This is a genomic window from Paenibacillus wenxiniae (genome assembly GCF_039822605.1).
Taxonomy (GTDB): domain Bacteria; phylum Bacillota; class Bacilli; order Paenibacillales; family Paenibacillaceae; genus Saccharibacillus; species Saccharibacillus wenxiniae.
The window spans coordinates 112,326-134,246 of sequence record NZ_JBCGUH010000001.1 but is presented as its reverse complement, the minus strand read 5'-3'; the positions used below and the strand labels follow the sequence as shown (position 1 = coordinate 134,246).

General features: G+C 42.9%; 16 protein-coding genes. 5 read left to right on the top strand and 11 right to left on the bottom strand.

Annotated features, from left to right (window positions below; all coding sequences use genetic code 11):
- The first annotated feature begins 112 nt into the window (after positions 1 to 112).
- Positions 113 to 1,384 carry a methyl-accepting chemotaxis protein gene (locus AAHF22_RS00535; RefSeq protein WP_347323019.1) on the top strand — a complete coding sequence of 424 codons (1,272 nt, stop codon included), beginning with the start codon at positions 113 to 115 and terminating at the stop codon, positions 1,382 to 1,384.
- Between the two features lie 1,535 nt (positions 1,385 to 2,919).
- Here AAHF22_RS00535 and AAHF22_RS00530 read toward each other — a convergent pair.
- A complete protein-coding gene (locus tag AAHF22_RS00530) occupies positions 2,920 to 5,031 on the bottom strand; it encodes an ABC transporter ATP-binding protein (RefSeq protein ID WP_347323531.1) in 2,112 nt (703 codons plus the stop codon).
- 32 nt (positions 5,032 to 5,063) lie between these two features.
- Positions 5,064 to 6,818 carry an ABC transporter ATP-binding protein gene (locus tag AAHF22_RS00525; RefSeq protein ID WP_347323018.1) on the bottom strand — a complete coding sequence of 585 codons (1,755 nt, stop codon included), beginning with the start codon at positions 6,816 to 6,818 and terminating at the stop codon, positions 5,064 to 5,066.
- Between the two features lie 784 nt (positions 6,819 to 7,602).
- Here AAHF22_RS00525 and AAHF22_RS00520 point away from each other — a divergent pair.
- The gene (locus tag AAHF22_RS00520; RefSeq protein ID WP_322904061.1) at positions 7,603 to 7,899 is read left to right on the top strand and encodes a HesB/YadR/YfhF family protein; all 297 of its coding nucleotides are present in this window, start codon (positions 7,603 to 7,605) and stop codon (positions 7,897 to 7,899) included.
- A 136-nt stretch (positions 7,900 to 8,035) separates the two neighbouring features.
- On the opposite strand, the gene AAHF22_RS00515 is transcribed toward AAHF22_RS00520, so the two are convergent.
- From AAHF22_RS00515 to AAHF22_RS00485, 7 genes are all read right to left on the bottom strand, one after another.
- A complete protein-coding gene (locus AAHF22_RS00515) occupies positions 8,036 to 8,947 on the bottom strand; it encodes an ABC transporter permease (RefSeq protein WP_347323017.1) in 912 nt (303 codons plus the stop codon).
- 85 nt (positions 8,948 to 9,032) lie between these two features.
- The gene (locus tag AAHF22_RS00510; protein WP_347323016.1) at positions 9,033 to 9,959 is read right to left on the bottom strand and encodes an ABC transporter permease; all 927 of its coding nucleotides are present in this window, start codon (positions 9,957 to 9,959) and stop codon (positions 9,033 to 9,035) included.
- 2 nt (positions 9,960 to 9,961) lie between these two features.
- Positions 9,962 to 11,620, bottom strand: coding sequence for an ABC transporter substrate-binding protein (locus AAHF22_RS00505; RefSeq protein ID WP_347323015.1), 1,659 nt, complete (start codon positions 11,618 to 11,620; stop codon positions 9,962 to 9,964).
- Positions 11,601 to 12,866 carry a M20 metallopeptidase family protein gene (locus tag AAHF22_RS00500; RefSeq protein WP_347323014.1) on the bottom strand — a complete coding sequence of 422 codons (1,266 nt, stop codon included), beginning with the start codon at positions 12,864 to 12,866 and terminating at the stop codon, positions 11,601 to 11,603. The genes AAHF22_RS00505 and AAHF22_RS00500 overlap by 20 nt, the downstream gene beginning before the upstream one ends.
- A 434-nt stretch (positions 12,867 to 13,300) precedes the next feature.
- On the bottom strand, positions 13,301 to 13,807 hold the full coding sequence (locus AAHF22_RS00495) for an ADP-heptose synthase (protein WP_347323013.1): 507 nt from the start codon (positions 13,805 to 13,807) through the stop codon (positions 13,301 to 13,303).
- Positions 13,808 to 13,973: 166 nt separating this feature from the next.
- The gene (locus AAHF22_RS00490; RefSeq protein WP_347323530.1) at positions 13,974 to 14,417 is read right to left on the bottom strand and encodes a DUF441 domain-containing protein; all 444 of its coding nucleotides are present in this window, start codon (positions 14,415 to 14,417) and stop codon (positions 13,974 to 13,976) included.
- Between the two features lie 589 nt (positions 14,418 to 15,006).
- Positions 15,007 to 16,008 carry a YpdA family putative bacillithiol disulfide reductase gene (locus tag AAHF22_RS00485; protein WP_347323012.1) on the bottom strand — a complete coding sequence of 334 codons (1,002 nt, stop codon included), beginning with the start codon at positions 16,006 to 16,008 and terminating at the stop codon, positions 15,007 to 15,009.
- A 475-nt stretch (positions 16,009 to 16,483) separates the two neighbouring features.
- On the opposite strand from AAHF22_RS00485, the gene AAHF22_RS00480 reads away from it, so the two are divergent.
- The 3 genes from AAHF22_RS00480 (at position 16,484) to AAHF22_RS00470 (ending at position 19,449) form a co-directional block, all read left to right on the top strand.
- Positions 16,484 to 16,999 carry a DUF3939 domain-containing protein gene (locus AAHF22_RS00480; protein WP_347323011.1) on the top strand — a complete coding sequence of 172 codons (516 nt, stop codon included), beginning with the start codon at positions 16,484 to 16,486 and terminating at the stop codon, positions 16,997 to 16,999.
- Between the two features lie 502 nt (positions 17,000 to 17,501).
- Positions 17,502 to 18,266, top strand: a complete 765-nt coding sequence (locus tag AAHF22_RS00475) for an HAD family hydrolase (RefSeq protein WP_347323010.1) — start codon at positions 17,502 to 17,504, stop codon at positions 18,264 to 18,266.
- 145 nt (positions 18,267 to 18,411) lie between these two features.
- On the top strand, positions 18,412 to 19,449 hold the full coding sequence (locus AAHF22_RS00470) for a hypothetical protein (protein WP_347323009.1): 1,038 nt from the start codon (positions 18,412 to 18,414) through the stop codon (positions 19,447 to 19,449).
- Here AAHF22_RS00470 and AAHF22_RS00465 read toward each other — a convergent pair.
- Together AAHF22_RS00465 and AAHF22_RS00460 are read right to left on the bottom strand one after the other, a co-directional pair.
- Positions 19,439 to 20,485 carry a polyprenyl synthetase family protein gene (locus AAHF22_RS00465; RefSeq protein WP_347323008.1) on the bottom strand — a complete coding sequence of 349 codons (1,047 nt, stop codon included), beginning with the start codon at positions 20,483 to 20,485 and terminating at the stop codon, positions 19,439 to 19,441. The two genes, AAHF22_RS00470 and AAHF22_RS00465, sit on opposite strands and share 11 nt — an antisense overlap.
- Before the next feature lie 25 nt (positions 20,486 to 20,510).
- The gene (locus AAHF22_RS00460; protein WP_347323007.1) at positions 20,511 to 21,455 is read right to left on the bottom strand and encodes a tyrosine-type recombinase/integrase; all 945 of its coding nucleotides are present in this window, start codon (positions 21,453 to 21,455) and stop codon (positions 20,511 to 20,513) included.
- Positions 21,456 to 21,921 lie beyond the last annotated feature (466 nt).

The window sequence follows — 21,921 nt, the reverse complement described above, 5'->3', positions numbered from 1 at the left end:
TGTGAATGAACAATAGTGTGTATACGAGTTGCAAACTGCTCGTACAATCTCCAATATTTCTGTATTTATTCCAATCCACCCTTACTAAAAATTACGATTTGCGAGGTGCACTGTGAAACTCTCTCTTGGTTCCAAGCTGGTGGCAAGCTTTATTGCCGTGTCGATCATTACGTATGGTACAAGCGCTTTCTTTATTTTTTATTTGAAAACTTATCTGGCATCCGGTATGGCGGATTGGATGTATGTATCGATTATTTTACTGCTTGGTATTACGTGGAGCGGTATTTTGGGTTTTGTCATTTCTCGCTTTTTGACCCGGCCGATTGTACAGTTATCAAAAATCGCGGAGCATGTATCCGCTGGCGATTTGACGGTTGAAATTCCAGAGCGTCGCGAAGAAGATGAGATCAAAGTGCTAAATGATGCTTTTCGTATCATGGTGGTCAATATTAAAGATATCGTTGGAGATATTGCTCGTAATACAAGTACGACATCAAGCAATGCCACTTCACTAAGTGGTGCGATTAACGAAGCAGCGCTTCAGATCGAGTCGTTATCTACGATTGCCGATGATATTTATCAAGGGGTGAAGCGTCAGCAGGAATCGGCGGAAACCTCTCTTCATACAGCAGAACATATGCTAGGTTCGTTTCAACAGATGCGTGACAAATCGCATCATATGCTGAAGTTGTCCGGTACGATGGAACAATCGGTTCAATCGACACGCGGTATTTTCGCTTCATTAAAGACAGGCATGGATACGCTTTCTGTTTCACAAAATCAAGCGGAGCAGACCGTTCGACTGCTGGACAATCAGGCTTCTGATATTGGTGCGGTTAGCGGTACAGTCAAAGAACTGGCTGAGCAAACGCATCTGCTGGCATTGAATGCTTCGATTGAAGCAGCGCATGCAGGCGAGCATGGAGCCGGATTCGCAGTCGTCGCTTCCGAAATTCGGAAGCTAGCTGAACAAAGTAATGATTCTGCGCAGCGCATCCAATCGCTGATTACCGCTGTACAAACCCAAATTCATGCAACCGTTGAACTAATCCATAATCAGAATGAGCTAGTACAACGAGAAACAAAACATACAAATCAGGTTGAGCACACATTAAATGAGTTTGGCAGCATCGTTGACGAATTTATGGCAGCTGTGCAGTTGATGGAAGGTTCTATCTCCGAACAGACCGATCGCGTTGAACTGACCTATGAGCATGTTCAAAACATTCGTGAGATGGCTGATAAATTTTATGAAGGTGCACGCCAAATTTCAATCGCAACCCATGAAGAAACCGCTATTATGGAAGAGATTTCTTCATCCTCTGATGAACTGAGCAGCATGACCTCTCGTTTGTTGGAAAAAACGAAAGTATTTACGGCGTAAGTTACGGCATGATTGGATCTCGTATAGATATTCATATAAACGGAGTGGTGCAGTGCCCAAATTTTATGATACATCGCATGATCGAAGTTGTATCATGATGTGGTCATATACGAACTAGGGCGTGTACACAAACTGTTTTCATGAGGCATCACCCCTTCCGGTAAGGAATAAGGGGAAGGATTCTGCTCTCGCACAGGAAGCTATGGAGTAGGAGTGAGTGGCAGCTTCCCATGCTCGGCAGAGGTAAGTATTTTGCTGTATACTATCAAATTTCATCATTTAGCGAGAGCAAAGTATCACTGCAATATTAATCTGGTATTGTATTTACGATGTAATACGCTGAGTGGAATCCAACAAGTCAACAAGGCCATACTTCAAAACATAGGATAGTAAACAAATAAAAACAGACCGCGTCACTTCTATCAGGTAGCATGATTGCTACTAGAGAAGTGTACACGGTCTGTTTGCTTGGGATCGTAGTTCAAGATGATCCAAGCGCATGTGAATCTGCGCAGGTCATCCTGCAGGAGCTATAAACAGGGCAGGTGATAAAAGATGCCTGATGGCATTATCGAATCATGATGTCTGACCTGCTGTAATTTACGCTGGTAATCATCAGGCTACCAGATACAAATGAAATATAAAAGCTATAGTAATTCGATAAGTTATGATATGCATTACTGCTCTTGCAAGGTATAAAACGACAAGAGCTATGATATATAAGCTATGGTGACTCTATAAGTTATGATATGCATTTCCTGCTCTTGCAAGGTATAAAGCAACAAGAGCTATGATATACAAGCTATGGTGATTCTATAGGTTATGATATGCATTGCCTGCTCTTGCAAGATATAAAACGACAAGAGCTATGATATACAAGCTATGGTGATTCTATAAGTTATGATATGCATTTCCTGCTCTTGCTAGGTATAAAGCAACAAGAGCTATGATATACAAGCTTCCATATGGCTGAATAACTAGATTATGATTTTTAGAATGTGTAAACAAATTTGCGAGAATGCAAAATGTACGGAATAAAGGGAAGGAAAAAAGGAATAAAGACGACTTACCGTGTTAGCGATTTCCTAACACGAGGTTCAAGGAAGAATTGATTTTTGCAGGGCAAAATCTCTTGCCTCTTCTGGTGTTAGCGGTCTCCTAACACGAGGTTCAGTGAGAGAGTGATTTTTGCAAAGCAAAATATCTTTCTTTTTCCAAGCCCGGAATTCTATCCTCTTATTCCTTACCAAAGCAGTACAACTTGCACCACCTGAGTTTCTTCATCCACTCTACAAATCCCTAAAATCAAACTAATCAAACTACAAATCTACGCTTGCACAATGCTGTGCATCCGTACTAACACATCGGCATTGGCATATATGCTCCTGCAGGAAACGATCCTGCATTGCCCTGAATATAACGTTAATTTAGTTCTACACTTTACATAGAAAGAGGAAGGAGGCATGCCAATTCATACCTCGGGATTGCTACTCATTCCTCTTCATTCCTTTGAACTACTCCAAATTCTATCTTGCTTATGTCGTGCGTCCAACCAGCCCTGCTGGTACAGGCACTTCACGATCTTCCGCACGCTCGGTGCCATCCAATACCGCATTCGAGCCAATTCCCGTCTGCATCTGATACATTTGACGATAGCGACCATCGATTTGCATCAGTTCGTCATGCGTACCACGCTCGACAATTTCGCCACGATGCAGTACCAGAATCTGGTCTGCACTGCGAATAGTCGAAAGACGGTGTGCGACGATGAAGGTAGTCCGGCCGCGTTTGAGCACTTCCAGCGCAGATTGGATTAACGCTTCGGTCTCCGTATCGATATTCGCTGTCGCTTCATCCAGAATGAGAATCGCTGGATCATAAGCGAGTGCACGAGCGAAGGAGATCAATTGGCGCTGTCCGGCAGATAAGGTGCTGCCTTTTTCCACGACTGGTTCGTCAAAACCTTTTGGCAGATCAGCTAGAATAGTCTCTGCCCCTACATCACGCAGTGCTTGCTCTAATCGCTCCCGACTAATGCGTTCATTGTCGAGACTTACATTGGATGCGATCGTGCCGGTAAATAGATACGGATCTTGCAATACGATCCCCATATGCTGACGAATCCATTGCTTTGGCAGATCACGTACACTTTGTCCATCAATTGTAATGGTGCCCTGCTGCGGATCATAGAAACGGAACAGTAAATTGATGATCGAGCTTTTGCCTGAGCCGGTATGACCGACCAGTGCAACAGTTTGACCTTGTTTTGCTTCAAAATTGATATTTTTCAAGACAGGGTCTTTTTTATAGGCAAATGTCACATCTGTAAACTTGACATCCCCTTTGTAACGAGGCATTGAGCCATCAGTTACCGCTTCGCCTTCTTCATCCATCAGTTCAAATACACGACCAGCCGATACCATCGATAAATCCAGTGCAGCCAGTTGATTGACCATACCGGTCATCGGCTGGAACAGGCGTCCGAGTACATCGACAAATGCATACAGTACACCGAGCGAGATCGCACTGTCAAAGCCGCCCAGTGCAGCGGAACCGAAGTACCAGAGCACCATCGCCAGCGTCAGATTGCGCAGTACGTTAACCAGATTGTGTGACGTTAACGAGTTCAGACGCAGCATTTTATTTTGATAGAACAGATAGTCATTGTTAAGCTGTTCAAATTCATCCTGTGTTTGCTTTTGTTTGCGGAAAATACGAATGATCGACATGCCTTGAATCGATTCATTAATAATCGCATTGATCTCACTCAGACGTGAGCGGATAATTTTGTTGTACTTCGTTGCAATTTTACGATACACAACGACCCATGCTACCAGAACGGGCACAAGGAACAGACAGACCAGGCCGAGTCGGAAGTCCAGAATGAACAGGGCAACGTACACACCAAGCATATACACAGCACCCGAACTAAAGTTAGATAGAACTGCAACGAACAGGTCTTTGACCGCTTCCGTATCATTCGTTACCCGCGATACGACTTTACCTGCTGGCAGATTATCGAAAAACGGCACCGGTAAGCGCTGAATATGCGCATACAGATCAATACGTAGCTGCTGAATTACTTTGTTGGCTGATGATTGCAGCCAGTATGTTTTACCAAATTCGGTAATGATCGAGATGAGCAAAAAGATAAAGTAGAGGCCAATCAACTTGTAGATGCTCGGCAGTTCTGGCTTGTAAAAGGAAAACAGTTCACTAGCTGCCAGCGGCACTGCCGCATAGACAGCCTGTTCCCCTTGCTGGCTACGTACAGTCAGTTTGCCATCTGCATACGTTTTTTCGCCTGTTGTATTACGCATTGGGCCGTTTACAAAATAAAAGCCAGCGCCACTTTGCACCACATGTGCTTCGGCGCCTTTGGCTGCACCTGCTGTCCACAAGCCTTCACGTTTGTAGAATTTGCCATTATACGCAGCAGCATTAGCATCGCCAGCAGTCGTTTCATAAAAGGGTTGTTCAATCGCAAACATATGGTTATCGATAATATTTTTGGCGATAAACGGGCCAGCCAGTTCTGCGCCGACGCCGATGACCAGCATGATTAGAGCGACAATGAATGTCTTCTTAGCACGTAATGCATACTGGTACAATCGCCTCGTAATCGTCTTATTATCCAGCCGTGTCATCGGCTGTTCATTCAAATCTTGTGTCTCCACGATTAAGACACCTCCTCATCAAGGGAATCCGATACTTGCTGCCGCTCATATTGCTCGCGGTACCAGCCATCTGCTTGCAGCAGTTCAGCATGTGTTCCCTCTTCAATAATTCGTCCTTTATCCAGCACGACGATATGGTCAGCATGCTCGATAGCAGATAGCCGGTGTGTGGCGATCAGCGTCGTTTTGCCTGCCCGTTCGGTGCGGATATTTTCAATAATACGGGCTTCTGTTCTAGCATCGACTGCGGACAAAGCATCATCCAGAATGAGAATTTCCGGATTGGAAATAAAGGCGCGTGCCAGCGAGACACGCTGCTTTTGTCCACCGGATAGAGCAACACCGCGCTCACCGACAATCGTTTCCAAACCGTCTGGGAAAGTGTGCAAATCCTGATCAAATGCGGCTGTACGAATCGCCGCCATCACTTCTTCATCAGTAGCATCTGATTTGCCGAAGCGAATATTGTTACGCACACTACGTGAGAACAAAATTTGCTCCTGCGGTACGTATCCTAGCCAGCTATGTAGCTGATCCTTTGCAATATGCTGGATCGGCACGCTGTTAATGCTAAGTGTACCGCTGCCAGCTGGATATTCATGCAGTAGTTGTTTGAGTAATGTCGATTTACCGCTACCGGTACGACCGACCACGCCCAGCGTTTCGCCAGCTTTGATGCGAAGGGAAACCTGTTGCAAATTATCGACCGTAGAGGTTGGATAACGGAACACGACATCTTTGAATTCGATTCGATCTGGACGTTTCACCGCGAATGGTTCATCGATATCTTCGACATCGGGTTTGACAGCGAGCGTTTCATTAACACGGTCCAGCGAAGCATTACCGCGCTGCATAATATTGATTAATTCACCGATTGCGAACATCGGCCAGATCATCATGCCCAAATAAATGTTAAAAGAAACCAGATTACCTAGTGTCAGTTGATTGTGGAATACAAGATAGATTCCATAACCGAGACCGATAATATAACTCAGTCCAACGAACAATCGAATCGTTGGTTCGAACAATCCGTCCACCATCGCGACCGCTAGATTTTTGCGGTATACATCGTTCGTAATATGCTCGAAACGTTTCTCATCCTGACGTTCCTGTACATAGGCGCGAATGACACGTACACCGGCGATCGATTCCAGCACCTGGTCATTCATATCACCAAAAGCATCCTGAGCCAGTGTATAACGTGAATGAATGACTTTACCGTAAATCGCCATCGACAGGGCGATAAAGGGCAGTGGCAAAATAGCCGCCAGCGTCAGTTTCCAGCTAATCAGAAAGCCCATCGCTAACAGTACAGTCAACAGATAGATCGTTGAATCCGTTAGTGTCAGCATACCGAACCCGACCGTTTGCGCAACTGAGCGAAGATCGTTAGTCGCCCGTGCCATCAAATCACCGGTACGACTGCGTTCGAAAAATGGAGGTGTCATCCGCAGTAGATGCGCCATAAAGCGTGTACGCAGCAGACGTTCTACCAGATTGGAGCCGCCGAACAGACTATGCATCCATACGTAGGTAATTCCGTAAATGAGTACCATCGTTAATGCAATCGTTCCAGAGTAATAAAAAAGCGATTGATAGGAAATGGTACCGCCAGAAATCTGGTCGATTGCTTCTCCTAACAACTTTGGCGGAACGAGTTCAATCACGCCGACAACCGCCAGCATAATAATTCCAATCAAATACCTCTTGCGTTCTCGACGGAAAAACCAGCCGAGATTTTTTAAAACAGCGAACATATTATCACTACCTTTCCGGTGCAACGGTTACATGCACCATGTTACCTCTCATTGCTTCAACTTGCTGTTCCAAACTTGCTCTTCGGGCATCCTTCCCATGCAGCAACCAAAAAAAAGACACGTCGTGTGCAAAAGCAGACGACGTGTCCTATTATTTGGACGTCATATGAGCGCACGGTTGTGAGCAACCGCGCGAATAATCTCCAGTGGATACTTGTCAGGTGTAGTTAGTCGTTCCAATCACCTTGAAGAAGGATATCCATCTGCCGGGTTGCTCCATTTTTAAGTTGTCCGTTAGAATCAAAATCAACAGCGGGGTTATGTACGATCATCATTGGACGCATGGAGTTCACCCTTTCTTCTTAGAATAGTGGCAGATGGCAATAATTTGAAAATTATCACTTGCCTGTGTCTGATTGTAGCACTGCGTTTTTTACGTTGTCAATCAAAAAGTTATCTATTTTGTAACAAATTTTTGAGAGGATGAATTGAATTTTACCGTGTGGAGTTAAAAAAGTTTACATAACAGATCATCTATATTGCAGTTATGTCCATTGAAAATGCGGATAACGAATCATAGTCGCTGTTTGAGCGAAAACTGGCTAACATACGGTGTTGCACCTGTCCTACTTGCATGAAGCTATGACGAATCTATGGCGAGCATGATATAATAATGGCATGTTGAGGGTATAGGGTACCAAGACCTTTGCATGTGTAGACTTTACGATGTGTTGGATGTCAGTTCCATGTATGGAATGAAACGTAAAGAAAGGCGGGATCAATAATGTCCATTGCAGTTTCCGATGAAGCAGCACGCTGGTATAAGAAAGAGCTTGATCTGAAGGAGGGCGATGCGATTCGCTTTTACGCCCGCTATAGCAGTAATAGTGATATTCATCCAGGTTTTTCGCTCGGTATTTCGGTAGAACCACCGATCAGTCCAGCACTTCAGCAGCAGACAGAAGGGATTCAGTTCTATATGGAATCTCAGGATATGTGGTATTTGAACGGCTATCGATTGAATGTAGAATATATGGATCATGAAGACGATATTCGTTACGCATATATTCCAGAATCATAAGCGGTTTGAATCGCAAGTTAGATCATGAACAAGTCAGAGCGGTGTGCACCTAAAGTGCGCACCGCTTTTGTTTTGGTATATAGACAGAGCAGAGAGGGATTAGCGTATACACAGCATCTGCGCTCGCAGAGCTTATTTATTTTCCAACACGCGGGTCAAATCGGTCGCGTAATTCATCTCCGATCAGATTTACCGCCAGTACAAAGCCCGTAATCGCCAATCCCGGAAATGTACATATCCACCATGCCACGGTCAAATAGCCACGCCCCTGTGATAGCAAGGCTCCCCAGTCAGGAATCTCACTCACCGTTCCCAGACCGAGAAAGCTAAGACCTGCTCCGGTCAAAATAGAGCTGCCCAGACCGATCGTTGCCATAACGAGTACAGGCGATACAGCATTGGGCAAAATATGGCGACGTATAATATGCCAGTTCGAAGCACCAAGCGCGCGTGCTGACTCAATATAACCGCGTGTGCGAAGCCCGACGATCTGACCGCGCATTACCCGTGCATAGCCGGGAATGGAAGCGACTGCAATCGCCAGTACAATATTAGGCAAACCCGGCCCTAATGCTGCGGCAATAGCAAGCGCAAGCAATACACCTGGAATCGTCATCAAAATATCCATAATGCGCATCATAATCGTATCGGTCCAGCCGCCTGTATAGCCTGCCAATGCGCCGAGTGCGCCGCCGGCAAGCACGCCGACAACAACCGAGCTAAAGCCTATCAATAAGGAAACTCGTGTACCGTAGATGACCAGACTTAATATATCGCGACCAAAATAGTCCGTTCCAAGCCAGTTGGCGGCTCCAGGCGGCTGCAAAATACGATCTGTCATCATAGCGGTAGGCGAATAGGGCGCGATCCATTGCGGAATGAACGCAAATACGATCAGTAACGCAACCAGTGCCGAGGCAAGTCCAGCCAGCAGCAGACTTATACGTTGCTGTCGCTTTTGCCTGTTCCAGCCGCGACTTTCGGTTTGTACAGCACGGTTCGTAGCATCGCGCCGATTCACGGCAGCAGTACCGAATAGAGCTTTCATCTGCAACCCTCCTGTTTGGATTCGATTGGTCGTATACCGGTCTATGTTTAGACTGATGCTGCTAATAGGGTATCCGCTACATAATTCAGGTGGAGCGGCGGATGCGCGGATCGATATAGGTGTACGATAGATCCACAATCAGATTAATCAGCACATACACAATCGCTGTGAAAAAGACGACACCTTGCACAACCGGAATATCGCGTCCCATAATCGCATCCGCAAGAATACGCCCGATGCCCTGTCTGGAAAAGACCGTCTCAATGACGACTGTGCCTGCCAGCATTTCACCAAGCTGCAACCCGACCACTGTAACGATCGGAATCAGTGCGTTGCGTAATGCATGGTAGTACATGATGACCTTCTCGCTAATGCCTTTCGCGCGGAGGGTCGTAATAAACGGTTCATTGATCACTTCCAGCATGCTCGTTCGCACCATACGAATCATAAAGCCAGCACCGACGAGGCCGAGTGCGATGGAAGGGAGGACAAGCGTCTGCCAGCCATCAGAGCCTATCGCCGGAAACCAGCCGAGCTGAATAGAAAAGATAAGAATCAGCAGAATGCCTGACCAGAAGGTTGGCATTGAAATACCGAACAATCCGATAATGCGAGCAAGCACATCAATCCAGCCGTTACGATGTACAGCAGACAGCACACCGAGTGTAACCCCAATGACTGCGGCGATCAGCGTGCTCGTTAGCGTAAGCATTAGAGTTGCCGGAAAATGAGCTAAAATTTTGGGCAATACAGGCTCTGAATTCAGCATCGACACGCCAAAATCTCCGCGTAAAATGCCACTCAGATAATGCCAGAATTGAATGTAAAAGGGTTGATCCAACCCTAGCTGTACCCGCAAATTTTGAATCATCTCCGCGGTAGCATACGTGGGATCAATCATAGACAACACCGGATCGCCTGGCAGTAGATAAAAGATAGCAAATACGAGTATCAATGATCCCAGCACGACCAGTAAGGACGAAATGATGCGGATTCCTGCCAGACGAAGCATGGTCATCCTCCTGTTCCTGTTAATTTCACGTCATTGAAGACCGGATACCCCAGATAGTTAAAACTTAGACCCTGCACACTTTTGGAAGCGACAACGGTATACGGGAAAATGTACACCGGAACAATGAGCGCCTGATCGCTAATCCGCTCTTGAATTTGGCGGTATATCTGTTCACGCTTAGTAGAATCTTTGGTCACAGCGCCTGCTTCCAGCCATGTATCAAGCTGCGGATCAGAGTAGCCTGTCAGCGTTTCGCGTGCACCAGCAGTCGGGGTGTGATAAAAGGCAGACAGCGCGTTCGGATCAGCATTCACCTGACTATTGCCGTACAGATCGTAGGCTTTGTTTTGAAAGACGACAGTAGCGATATCTTTCGTAATGTTTACCTGTACCTCAATACCGACGGCTTTTAATTGCTGCTGCACCATAGCGGCAATATCATTGCGTTTTTCACGATTGGGTGAACCGTCGACATAGCGTAGCACAAGTCGTTTGCCATCCTTCACCCGAATGCCATCCGCACCGCGTGTCCAGCCCAATTCATCCAGCAGTTGATTGGCTCGCTGCACATTCGGCTGGATTTTATTTTCGAGTGAGGCATCATAACCTAAAATACCGGGAGTTAGTGCAGACCATGCTTGTTTGTAGGTTCCGAGATACAGCGTTTTGACAATGGCACCCACATCGATAGCTGATTGCAAGGCCTGACGTGCTTTTAACTCGTTCCACGGAGCATTGCGCTGATTAATAAATAGCGTGTAAGGTAAGCCCGGTGTATCGGTCTGCAACAATTGCTGATCGGGGCTGTTTTGTAAGCCGAGTATATTTTGCGGTGGAACGGTTTCAGCGGCGAGTACCTGTTTACTCTGGACACTGCCAACACGGGTAGCTTCCTCTGGAATAATGGAGAATGTAATCTCGTCCAGATGAGGTGCCTTCGGATTGCTCACTGTTTCGGGTGCCCATGCATAGCGATCATTACGCTTCAGCTTAATGCTGGCATTGTCTTCCCAGCTCACAAATTCAAATGGACCCGTACCTACAGGATGCTGTCCGAACTGCTCACCGTATGTTTGGGCTGCGGTCGGAGAGATGATGCCCAGCATCGACTGGCTCAGATTGGCAAGGAATGCCTGCGATGGACGCGACAGATTGACTTTGATTGTATAATCGTCAATCACATTGGATGATTGATATGGCTGTATAAGGGCAAGTGCATTGGCTGCTTTAGTTGCTGGATTAATAATACGATCCAGATTGAATTTGACAGCTGCTGCGTTAAAAGGTGTACCATCATGGAAGGTGACATCTTTACGTAATTTGAACGTATAACTCAATCCGTCTTTGGATGCTGTCCAGCTTTCTGCCAGCCAGGGCTTTATGGTACCGTCCTTATCCTGCACGACCAGATTGTCATAAATATTGCCAAATACGCGCACGGATACTGCCCAGCCGCTGCGCTGCGGATCAAGCGTATCTGGCGTCGTTGCCAGCGCATACGTAAGTGTACCGCCGGTTCCGCCATTTGCAGCCAGTGCAGATTCGGTGCCCGTACCTGCACTGGAACCGCAGCCGGATAAAATCAAAACAATTGCAAGCAAGCTGATCCACAGGCTGCTCCAAGTATAGTATGGAACTGTTTTAGGTACGGAATGACGCATCGGATTCATCCTTTCGTTGACAAGAGATAGGGGATAAGGCGCTTCGGGCAAACTGCACATGCAGGCGTGTACCTAGCAACAGTACATGTTCATCGATATCGAAGCGTGGATGATGGAGTGGATAGACCTCCTGTTGATCCGGTGCACGACAGCCGATAAAAGCAAAGGCTCCCGGACGTCGCTCTGTATACAGTGCAAAATCTTCGCCCGCCAGCACCGGCTCTAATCGCTGAATACCGCTTGAACCGAATACTTCTGCTGCCGCTTCCTTCACTTGCTGTAAGACAGCCGGATCATTACGCAGCACGGTGCCTGTACGCTGTACAATCTCGGCGGTGCCACCATGCTGCGCGGCAATCTGTTCCGCATAATGCTGGATGGCGGAAGTGATACGTTCTACCGTTTGTGAATGGAAGGAGCGAAAGGTGCCGGTCAGCTCGCTTTGACCAGCGATCGCATTTTTTACAGTGCCAGCGTGCAATGTTCCGAATGATAATACGGTTGCTTCCAACGGATCAATCTGAGTTGCCATAAACAGCTTAATATCGTTAATAAAGCGTGCCGCCATCATAATACTGTCTGAAGCAAGATGGGGCGTGCTATGGTGACCGGGTGTACCATGAAAGGTAATTGTAAAATGACTGGATGCTGCCATCGCCACATCGTTATGGATACCGAGCTGTCCTGTTTCCAATTGCGGCCATACATGCAGTGCGAATACCTGATCGACCTGGTCTAATATGCCATCCTCAATCAGATCGCGACCCCCACTAATCAATCGTCCATCGAGCGGTGAAGGCTGCGCGCCTTCCTCTGCCGGTTGAAACGCAAAAATAATCGTTCCGTGCAACTGCTCGCGTTCGGCTGCCAGTACCTTAGCGGCACCAAGCAGCATCGCTGTATGCGCATCATGACCACAGGCGTGCATTATTCCTTCATGAACCGAGGCATAGGCGGCTGAATTCTGCTCATGGATCGGGAGCGCATCCACATCAGCACGTAGCAGAATAACAGGCCCTTTCTGTGATCCGCGTAAAATACCGATAACACCTTTATGAAAATGCTGCCCGACCTGCTCATGCAATTCGATATCCCATTTGCGTAATAAGCCAGCAATTAAATGCATCGTTTGATCAACGTCAAACATCAATTCTGGATAACGATGCAAATGACGGCGAATGCGCGACAGATCGCTTTCTAGCGTATCTGTCCATGAATGCACCGCAAATGATAAATGTTCCAGCATAAGCGTCACCTCAGATTGTAATTATTCATTTAATTCCTATCGATTAAATATGAATTATGACATTAAATGTATGCTGGATCGTCAGTAGCGTCAATGCGTTTGCTAATAGATAAGATCAATACACGTATGGAATATATCAATAACATAGACGAGCATTGGACAACATATAGAAGATCCTATGGGTATAGAGTATTCCAGCGAAAATCATGTTTCGTATAGAACGTCATCGTCCAACAGTATAGGTAACAGCATAGTAGGACTTCGATGGTAGGTATATGTGGAATGAACCGGAATATGTAGCAAGATACGATGATAGAGCGTAAGCCAACGGTTGAAATGAACAATATCGTTTTGCATCGCAAACAAAGCTTCCAAATCGCATGGCCTTATGTATAAGGCAGGCGATCTGGAAGCTTTGTTGTACATCCATGCAATTATACGTGCGAAGTGCCTTCCAGTGCATAGGCAAAATCTTCAATATCGAATACCTGCACAGGCACTTTCGCTTCGATCATGCGCTGAATCAACTCAAACTGGTCGGTCAGCATCGGCGCTTCTTTTTTCAGTGAAGATAAAATCAGTTCCGTTTCGATCGGATCAAACGACTCACCGTAATATGCGTTATCCAGCGCATTCACGACGGATATTTGTACATTGTCGCTGAATACGATGCCAGCGCTTTGCGACCAGGGCATTTGTAGACAACGCTGAATTTTCTTTTTGTTGAGCGGTTCTTCCAAATAACGGATCAGCTCTTGAACCCGGTTGCGTACTTCGCGATCTTCGATAGGCGTATTCATAAGCGGTTCATCACTTTCCGCAAATTCATATAACTCCATAATCGTTGTATACGGAACGATATAATTGACCGGCTTATCCGGGTTCAATAGCTGCCCATAAATCGCGATCATTACCGCTTCAATGACAAATGTCTGGGACATGGACGAATCCTCCTGGAAATGCATACGTGTACACATCGTTGTTAGCCTGATCGTTTGTGTAAACGGTCAAGCTGTACTGGCAGTATACCATATTCGCTCCCTTGCCATATATGCAAACTTGCAAAAAGTCTGTTTGCATATATGGTAAGTGTTCGGCAACAGCAAATTAAGATTTACCGATCAACAGGGACAGCAGTCCAGCCGCAATCAATGGACCGACCGGCACCCCTTTGAAAAAGGCAACGCCAATCAGTGTACCGATCAGTAATCCGGCGACAAGTGTAGGCTGATTGGTCATCAGAATCGTACCGCGTCCACCGAGATACGCGACAAACAGACCAATCCCTACAGCGATAAGCGATTTCCAGCTTAGGAAGGAAGAGAGGATCGTATCGATGGAAATTTTGCCGCTCGCCAGCGGCGTCATCACACCGATTGTCAAAATAATGATCCCAATCGTTAAGCCGTACTTTTCCAGCCACGGAAAAGCCTGATGCCAGCCAAGTGCACGAATGAGCAGCAAAATGAGCATCGCGATTGTAACGGTTGTATTTTTACCCACAATGCCGAGTCCTGCCATTACAAGCAGAATCAGCGAAGGCATATCAATGGCAGCCATACTTGTATTGCTCCTTTGTTGTGAAATGAGGATATGCATATCGTTAACGTCAGTTGATGTTGAGTCAGCTAATATAGATATTACTAGCAGATCTAGTCGGACTAAACATCGAATTAAACATCAAACTAAGACATCAAACTAAGCATTGAACGAAATATCAAACTAAACATCAAACGGAATATCGAAATATCGAACTGAAAATGTCCGCCGGAACCCAGCGGACATTACGTAGAAGTGTGAAGTATAATCGGTCTGAAATAAAGCATACATAGCAAGAAGTGCATAGGATGAATTTCGATCCACATGGTGTATCGTCAAATGGTTTAATCATCCAGCCATTCACACTTTATTTTGTTCCTGCTGACAAGCAGAGCAAATTCCAAAGTAGTTGAAATCGCTCTATTCGCTTGGCGATGTATACGTTGATATAACTACATATTCTTACCTTAAATGCAATATAATCATTATCAAATGGAATGTAATCAGTATCCCATCATAGGCGAGCATAGTATACCGCGTGTTAACCTGTAGCAGTCATTCCGTACTCTCGAATCATCAAGCTCCATCAAGTTTGAAAACCTTACTCAGCCAGTGTTTTCGGAGTTAGACTATCCACAATATGCTGAGCGATCAACGCGCCATGACGACGTCCTGTTTCGATAAATACTTCGTTGGCATTCCGACCGGAAGCGATCACGCCAGCGACATACAGTCCTTCGATATTCGTTTCCATCGTATCCGGGTCAAAACGCGGCTTATCCATATCATCACTCATCGTCACACCCATCGATGTGATCAGCTTGCGATCTGGACGAAAGCCGGTCATGGCCAGCACAAAGTCGTTGTCCAGTTTGTCTACAGAACCATCTCCAGTGCGTGTGACATGCACCTCGGATTCTGTAATATTCGTTACGCAGGAATTGAGATGCAGGTTGATTTTACCTTTCATCACCAGACCTTCAAAGATCGGGCGTACCCATGATTTGATATTGGCAGACAGATCATGACCACGGTAAACCATATCGACTTTAGCGCCTACACGTACAATTTCCAGCGCCGCATCGACTGCCGAGTTGCTGCCACCAATAATAGCTACGCGCATACCAGTATACGGATGCGCTTCACGGAAATAGTGCGTCACTTTATCCAAATCTTCACCTGGAATGCCCAGATAATTCGGATGATCAAAATAGCCGGTTGCAATGATCACACGGCGCGCTTCATACGTATTCTGTTGTCCATGACGATTCACTGTATGCAGACGGAAGCTACCATCCGCTTGCTTCTCTATACCTGTCGCTTCGGTATACGGCTGTACATTCAAATCGTAATGCTGGGCGGCACGGCGGTAATACGCCAGTGCTTCATGACGAAACGGCTTTTCATTCGGTGTAGGAAACGGCAAATCGCCAATTTCCAGCAGCTCTGCCGTACTAAAAAATTGCATATTCGTTGGGTACAAATAAATAGAGTGCACAACATTATATTTTTCAATTAAAAGAGTATTCAGGCCCAGACGCTCACATTCAATCGCGGCAGATAATCCGCACGGTCCGGCACCGACAATAATAACATCTTGCATACAGGGTAAATCTCCTTTCCATATCCGCATATCATTTCTATACATTCTATAAACGTTCTGCTCTTCATCATACCATATTTGTAGAAAACTCGCAGGACGCTGCTTTTCTTTATAAGGATGATAGATCCTCTATATGATCCAAGTTTTGCTATCCGACAATAGCCGTATGGATACGCAGTCAATAGACAGAAATCATATAAGTACATCGAACCAGGAGTAGAGAAAGGGATGCTAAACCAGGTGTGTCCGAGCATATACCTACATCCGCCCTGTTTAGCTAGCTAAAATGAATCAAATTGGCTTGAAATCGCATAAACTTTGTAAAAATATGCATCATTCTTTGTAAATTGCGGTACAATAATAGTAAGCAAAATAATAGTAAGCAAATCAAAATTGCAGTCGCTTTTGTCGGATCGGTTTGTAACCGTTTTCTGCACACGTTGATCGGACGATGTGCTAGAGAGGAGAGACAATTATGTCTATTCTGGAACGATTCAAAAACAAAGGTAAAAAGGGATTGGATCGCTTACCATCTGTTCACGTAACACTGGATGAATTACGAAGCGCTGTGCTGCGCTTTGAACGTGATATGGGCAATGGAATTAATCGAACTGTACTTATGCAGGAGGATGGAAGTATAGATCTTAGTCGTTTGCATCGTTATTTGGGCGGTTCGTGCGATCAGAAGTTTTACCTGTCTCGTGAGACATTTGAGCTGTTTGACGAAAGCGAGCGCCATATTCCGTATCATCTGGACCGTGTGCAATGGGCGGTAGATGATTATGTGAATGATAATGGGCATTTGCCTGTATTGACAGATTCTGCTTATTTTGAAGTGGATTGTCGCAAACTATATCAACAGCGCTATCTGCATGAATTTCCTGACTTTACAATTTATGTGACGGATCAGGAGATGATGGTCACCCATCGCGAGCCTGCAATTTTACCAAAGCAGAAGGAAGAGCAAGATCGTTCGTATGTGCTGTTGTAAAATACGAGTGATCGTTTACGGAGGATTTACTGATGAAATGAGCGTAAGAATGAATAGCTATGCAATAACTATGCATAGCTGAAAATTGTTTTACGTAATCGAAAATAAAGTGAAAAATAAAGAAGATGAAGTGAAAATAAAATTGGAGATGAATAGTTTTACAATGAATTAGAATAAATTGTTTGATGTAGTTTGAATGTACGAATAAGATTTGAAGTAACGAATTCGAAATGAAGAATAAATTACTAATTAGTAACGAACACGAACCCGTAACGAAACGGTTTGAGCGCATAGCGTTATATACTAAGTCTGCATCGATTAACAATCATCGGTGCAGGCTTTTTTATTTTGCAGGGGTGAAGGCTACAATAGCAGGAGCAGGGCAAGTTGACAATAGTGATATAGCTGATTGCCATGTCGCTTTGCCTTTTGTAGAATAAACGGGGTGTAGCCAGCGATACATATGGAGAGATCGAGCATACGGATAAGGGAGAGCGAGCATATGACAGAACCAATACGTGCGGAGTCAGTGGAGAATATGCAACAACATCATCAACAGATCAGATCGACAGATGCCAAAGCGAGCGATACGCCGATCAAGGCGGTCATTTTCGATCTGGATAATACACTGATGGATCGGGACCATGCCTTTCGGGCATTTTCAGAACGGCTGGTGCGTGATTATTTTGGACATGTAGATGAGACACTGGCACGGGATATAATTGGATATTTACGCATTACCGATGCCGATGGGTATCGGGAGAAAAGGGGCTTTTTCGAGGAATTGACGGAGCATTTACCGTGGGCAGAAAAGCCGGGTGTGGAAGATCTGTTTGCTTATTATAATGAGCATTATATGAAAGAAGCACGTCTGATGCAGCATGCACGTGAAGCGATTGCTGCATGTCGACAGCAGGGCTTTCGTCTGGGGATATTAACGAACGGAACGTATAATATTCAATATGGAAAAGTGCTGCATCTAGGGTTGGAGAAGGATTTTGATGTGATTTTGACATCAGGTGAAGCGGGGATCAAAAAGCCGGATCAACGTGTGTATGAGATGATTTTGGAGCGGCTGGGGACGAGTGGGGAGGAAACGGTATTTGTAGGTGATCATCCGGTTAATGATATCTGGGGTGCCGGTCAAGTAGGGATGCGTGGCATTTTCCTGCGCCGTAGCTTTGCCTGGGATGATAAGCTTGGCTTGAAGCCGTGGCGTGCGATTGATGAGCTGGATGAGTTGGCAGCGATATGGGAGCAGGAATAGAATATTTTTTCGAGGAAGAGTCCCCATTTAAAGAAAAAAGTGGAGACTCTTCTTTTTATTGAGAGTATAATGTACTAAGACTAATGGCTTATATAATAGCATTCTTAGTCAAATAACTATAAATTATTTGGGGGTGTGATGAGTAATGAGTATTGTTTCTCTTTTTAGAAGTGACCTATTAATAAAAATAATCAAGCATTTTAGCATGAAAACAACTATTTTTTATACATTATTAATTTTGATTATTGGTAGTATCATTAATAAGTTTAATCCGTATCATAATTTTTATCTTCATATGTGTATTTTAATCACCATACTAATAATTTCTTTATATTCTGTGAGGCAATTGTTGAATTTTTTTGATGACGATAAGATTATAGTTGAACCTAATACAAAGCCTGTGGAGCTAAAAATAATTTCACAAAAATGGGCTTACTCTAATTTGAGTTTGGTAATTTCTTTAATTGTAGTTGCATTTTATTTTTTTGGTATTTTCAAGTTGAAATATATAGTATTTAATCCCGTTGGGGTTTATGCGTTATGTCTCGGTGCATTAGCCCTTTTTTTCGCTATAGTGGGATATTATCTTTTTGTAACATTCATTATATTTTTTATTAGAATAGCTCATTTAGATGTGGAAGAAATAAAAAGCTATACAATATTTAGTCCTTCTAATAGTGAATGGTTAATAAAATTAGCAATAATAAAGAAAAAATTTCAAAATATATTTTTGTTTTTAGGTTTTTTGTTTTCTTTAGAGTATGCTTTACTAGTTCCTAAAGGTGCTATTAACTATTCACAAATAGTTTTACAAAATAATCAAAAATTTTTGAATGTCGAGAGTGATTTCTGGTTTATATCTACATGGTTAATTATTATATTAGGAATTATTATTGCTTTCCCTGTATACGTATATTTGCTACACAGATCTATAAAGAAAATAATTGGAACATTGAAAAGAAAAACAATTTCCGAATTAGAGTTTCTTATTAATATTTCTTATGAAAACAAAAAAATGCAAGACGTATATGATTACTTGCAAATGATACATGCTGTAGAAAAATCTCCTGATTATCCTATTAGCAATAAATTACCTATTAGTTCAATAATTTTGTCTATTAGTACTATAGCAGTACAATTTGTAAAAATTATTCCTTTTATAGCTGAAAAGATTAATCACTAATTAATCTTTTTAGGCAGTAATCCATAACATAATCCAGAAAGATTTTAATACCGTCAATCCACTCTAAACATCCGTTGAGGATATATATTTGTTCAATATCCTCAATAATGTTGTTCTTTATAATATTGATTCTCTTTATTAAGTACATTTCTACATTATATTTTTTATATAAATTCTCTAAAAAAGTAAAATCTAAATTTTCGATATTTCGAAGTGTTTTCTTCTCTGATAAATTTGCAAAATTATAAATATAACTAACGATAATATTTTTTCTTAATTTATTTAAATCAAAATTCAAATTACCTTTATATTTGATATTGAAAGAATTATTAGAAAATACTTCTGCATCGTTAAGCAGTTGAAATACAAATCCTAATAATTCTCCGATTTCAGTTACATAGTTTGAAATTTGAGAGATTGGATTAGAGCTGGAAAGATAGCCTAAAAGAAAGCTGTTTTTTATTAAACTAGTCGTTTGCATATCTACAACTTTTTTTATTTCAATGAATTTATAAATTTTTTCTTTATCTAGTAATAATTCATCTATGGTTCCTTTAGCCATATCGAATATTGTTGATGAAATTAGATCAATAGACTGATTTAAAATACCTACATTCGCTTTTCTATCTTTATTAGAGTTATTTAGAATTTTAATAGATAATGCTAGCATCTGTATAACTAAGACTATTGATTCGTAGCTTCCATGTTCAACATGAAATGTAGGTTTTCCTCTTCTAGCAATATCTTCGTCAATAATATCGTCTATTATAATTGAGCACTTATGTATTAATTCAGTACTAACGGCAGTATCTAAAACTCCTTCTAGTATACTATTAATACAGTATTCAGAATTATAATTGCCTGCCAACGCTCCCCACGCACATAAGAGTGGTCTAAGTCTATGGCCTCCACTAAGTTGATCAGAATCAATGTATTTTTTATTTATATTGGACAGGTGCGTATCCCATCTTTTATTGAAATTACACAAAAACCCTTCAGGTTGTACACTCATTATTTTGTCATAAAAAAGATTCATTTCATAACCCCCAAATAATTTATAGTTATTTGGAGGTCTCTATTTTGTTTCTCGGGTTATATTTATTCAATACTGTACGCTTTCGTTTGATAGAAACTTCGGTATAAATTTCGGTTGTACTCACACTGGAATGGCCTAAAATTTCTTGAACTGCTCGTAAATCTGCACCGTTTTCAAGTAACTGAGTTGCGAAAGAATGGCGTAGATAGTGAGGTGTGGCGCTAGTGTTAATTTTGGCTAATTGTTTATATTTAGAAAAGATGTCCTCAATGCCATAAATGGAAAGGCGTTGTCCATATTTATTCAAAAATAGAGAGTCACATTGAGGAGCAAATTCGAATCTAATCTTTAGCCACTGTTGAATTTTATCGATTAATTCTGAACTCGACAGATACAGCAGTCGTTCTTTTCGACCTTTTCCAAAAATGATAATCGAACGATTACGCAAGTCGAGATCCTTTAACCGGATTTGCACCAATTCGCCGATTCGTATACCAGTAGAAAATAAAAGATCAATGATCGCATCATTCCGTATACTTAGACGTACTTGAAATGGACTTGTACGAGATAATCGTTCTTTTTCAGGAGCGGTTAATAAGCGTTTGATTTCATGTTGAGGTAGTGTTTTAGGAATGCGTTTAGTCGTTTTAAATCGTTTTCCAAGATGAATGAGTGGAGACTCAGCAATCCAGTTCTTTTGTGCGATAAAAGCAAAGAAACTTTTAAATGTAATATACTTTCTTTTAATAGTTGAATCTTTGAGTGTATTGCTTTGAATAAGAGAAGTGAAATACAAATGAATAATATCCTCAGTAATACAATCGTATTGATTTTGCTTTAACCATATTGTAAAGCGACTTAAATCAGAAATATAAGCTTTGATCGATTTCATAGATAAGTTTTTTTCAATATGCATATAATGTGTATATTTTTCGATATAAGTTGTGTAATCGCTAGATTTTAAATTCAAAGTGAAGCCTCCTCGATTTAATCAATACATTCGTGTAAAACCTATTCAGTTCCAAGTCTACAATAGATTATAATAGAGCGAATCTAACCTATAGTTATTTTAGTTATACATACAGTTAAAATCCTTACAATTTTATGCTTGAACAGCTTTATTGTAAATCCAGCGTAAATCGCGTCAGTCATATAACAAACGAATACAAGAGACGTATAGCTCGATTTTGGCAGTTCATATAGCTGCCCTGATCGGGCTATTTTTGTTACGAATGTCGGTTGCCCAATGCAATGTAAGCGTTATACGGATACAGTTTTGGAATAGTGCCGATTGCTCAGTGCTGTGAGTAGAACCAGAAATTTCCTTTACACAAAAATAAATTGCGGCGCATGTGGAGCTAATAAACGGTCTTTATACTCAGAGTTGCAAACATTGAGACGTCTAGACAACTTGGTGGATAGGATATGAGGAATTC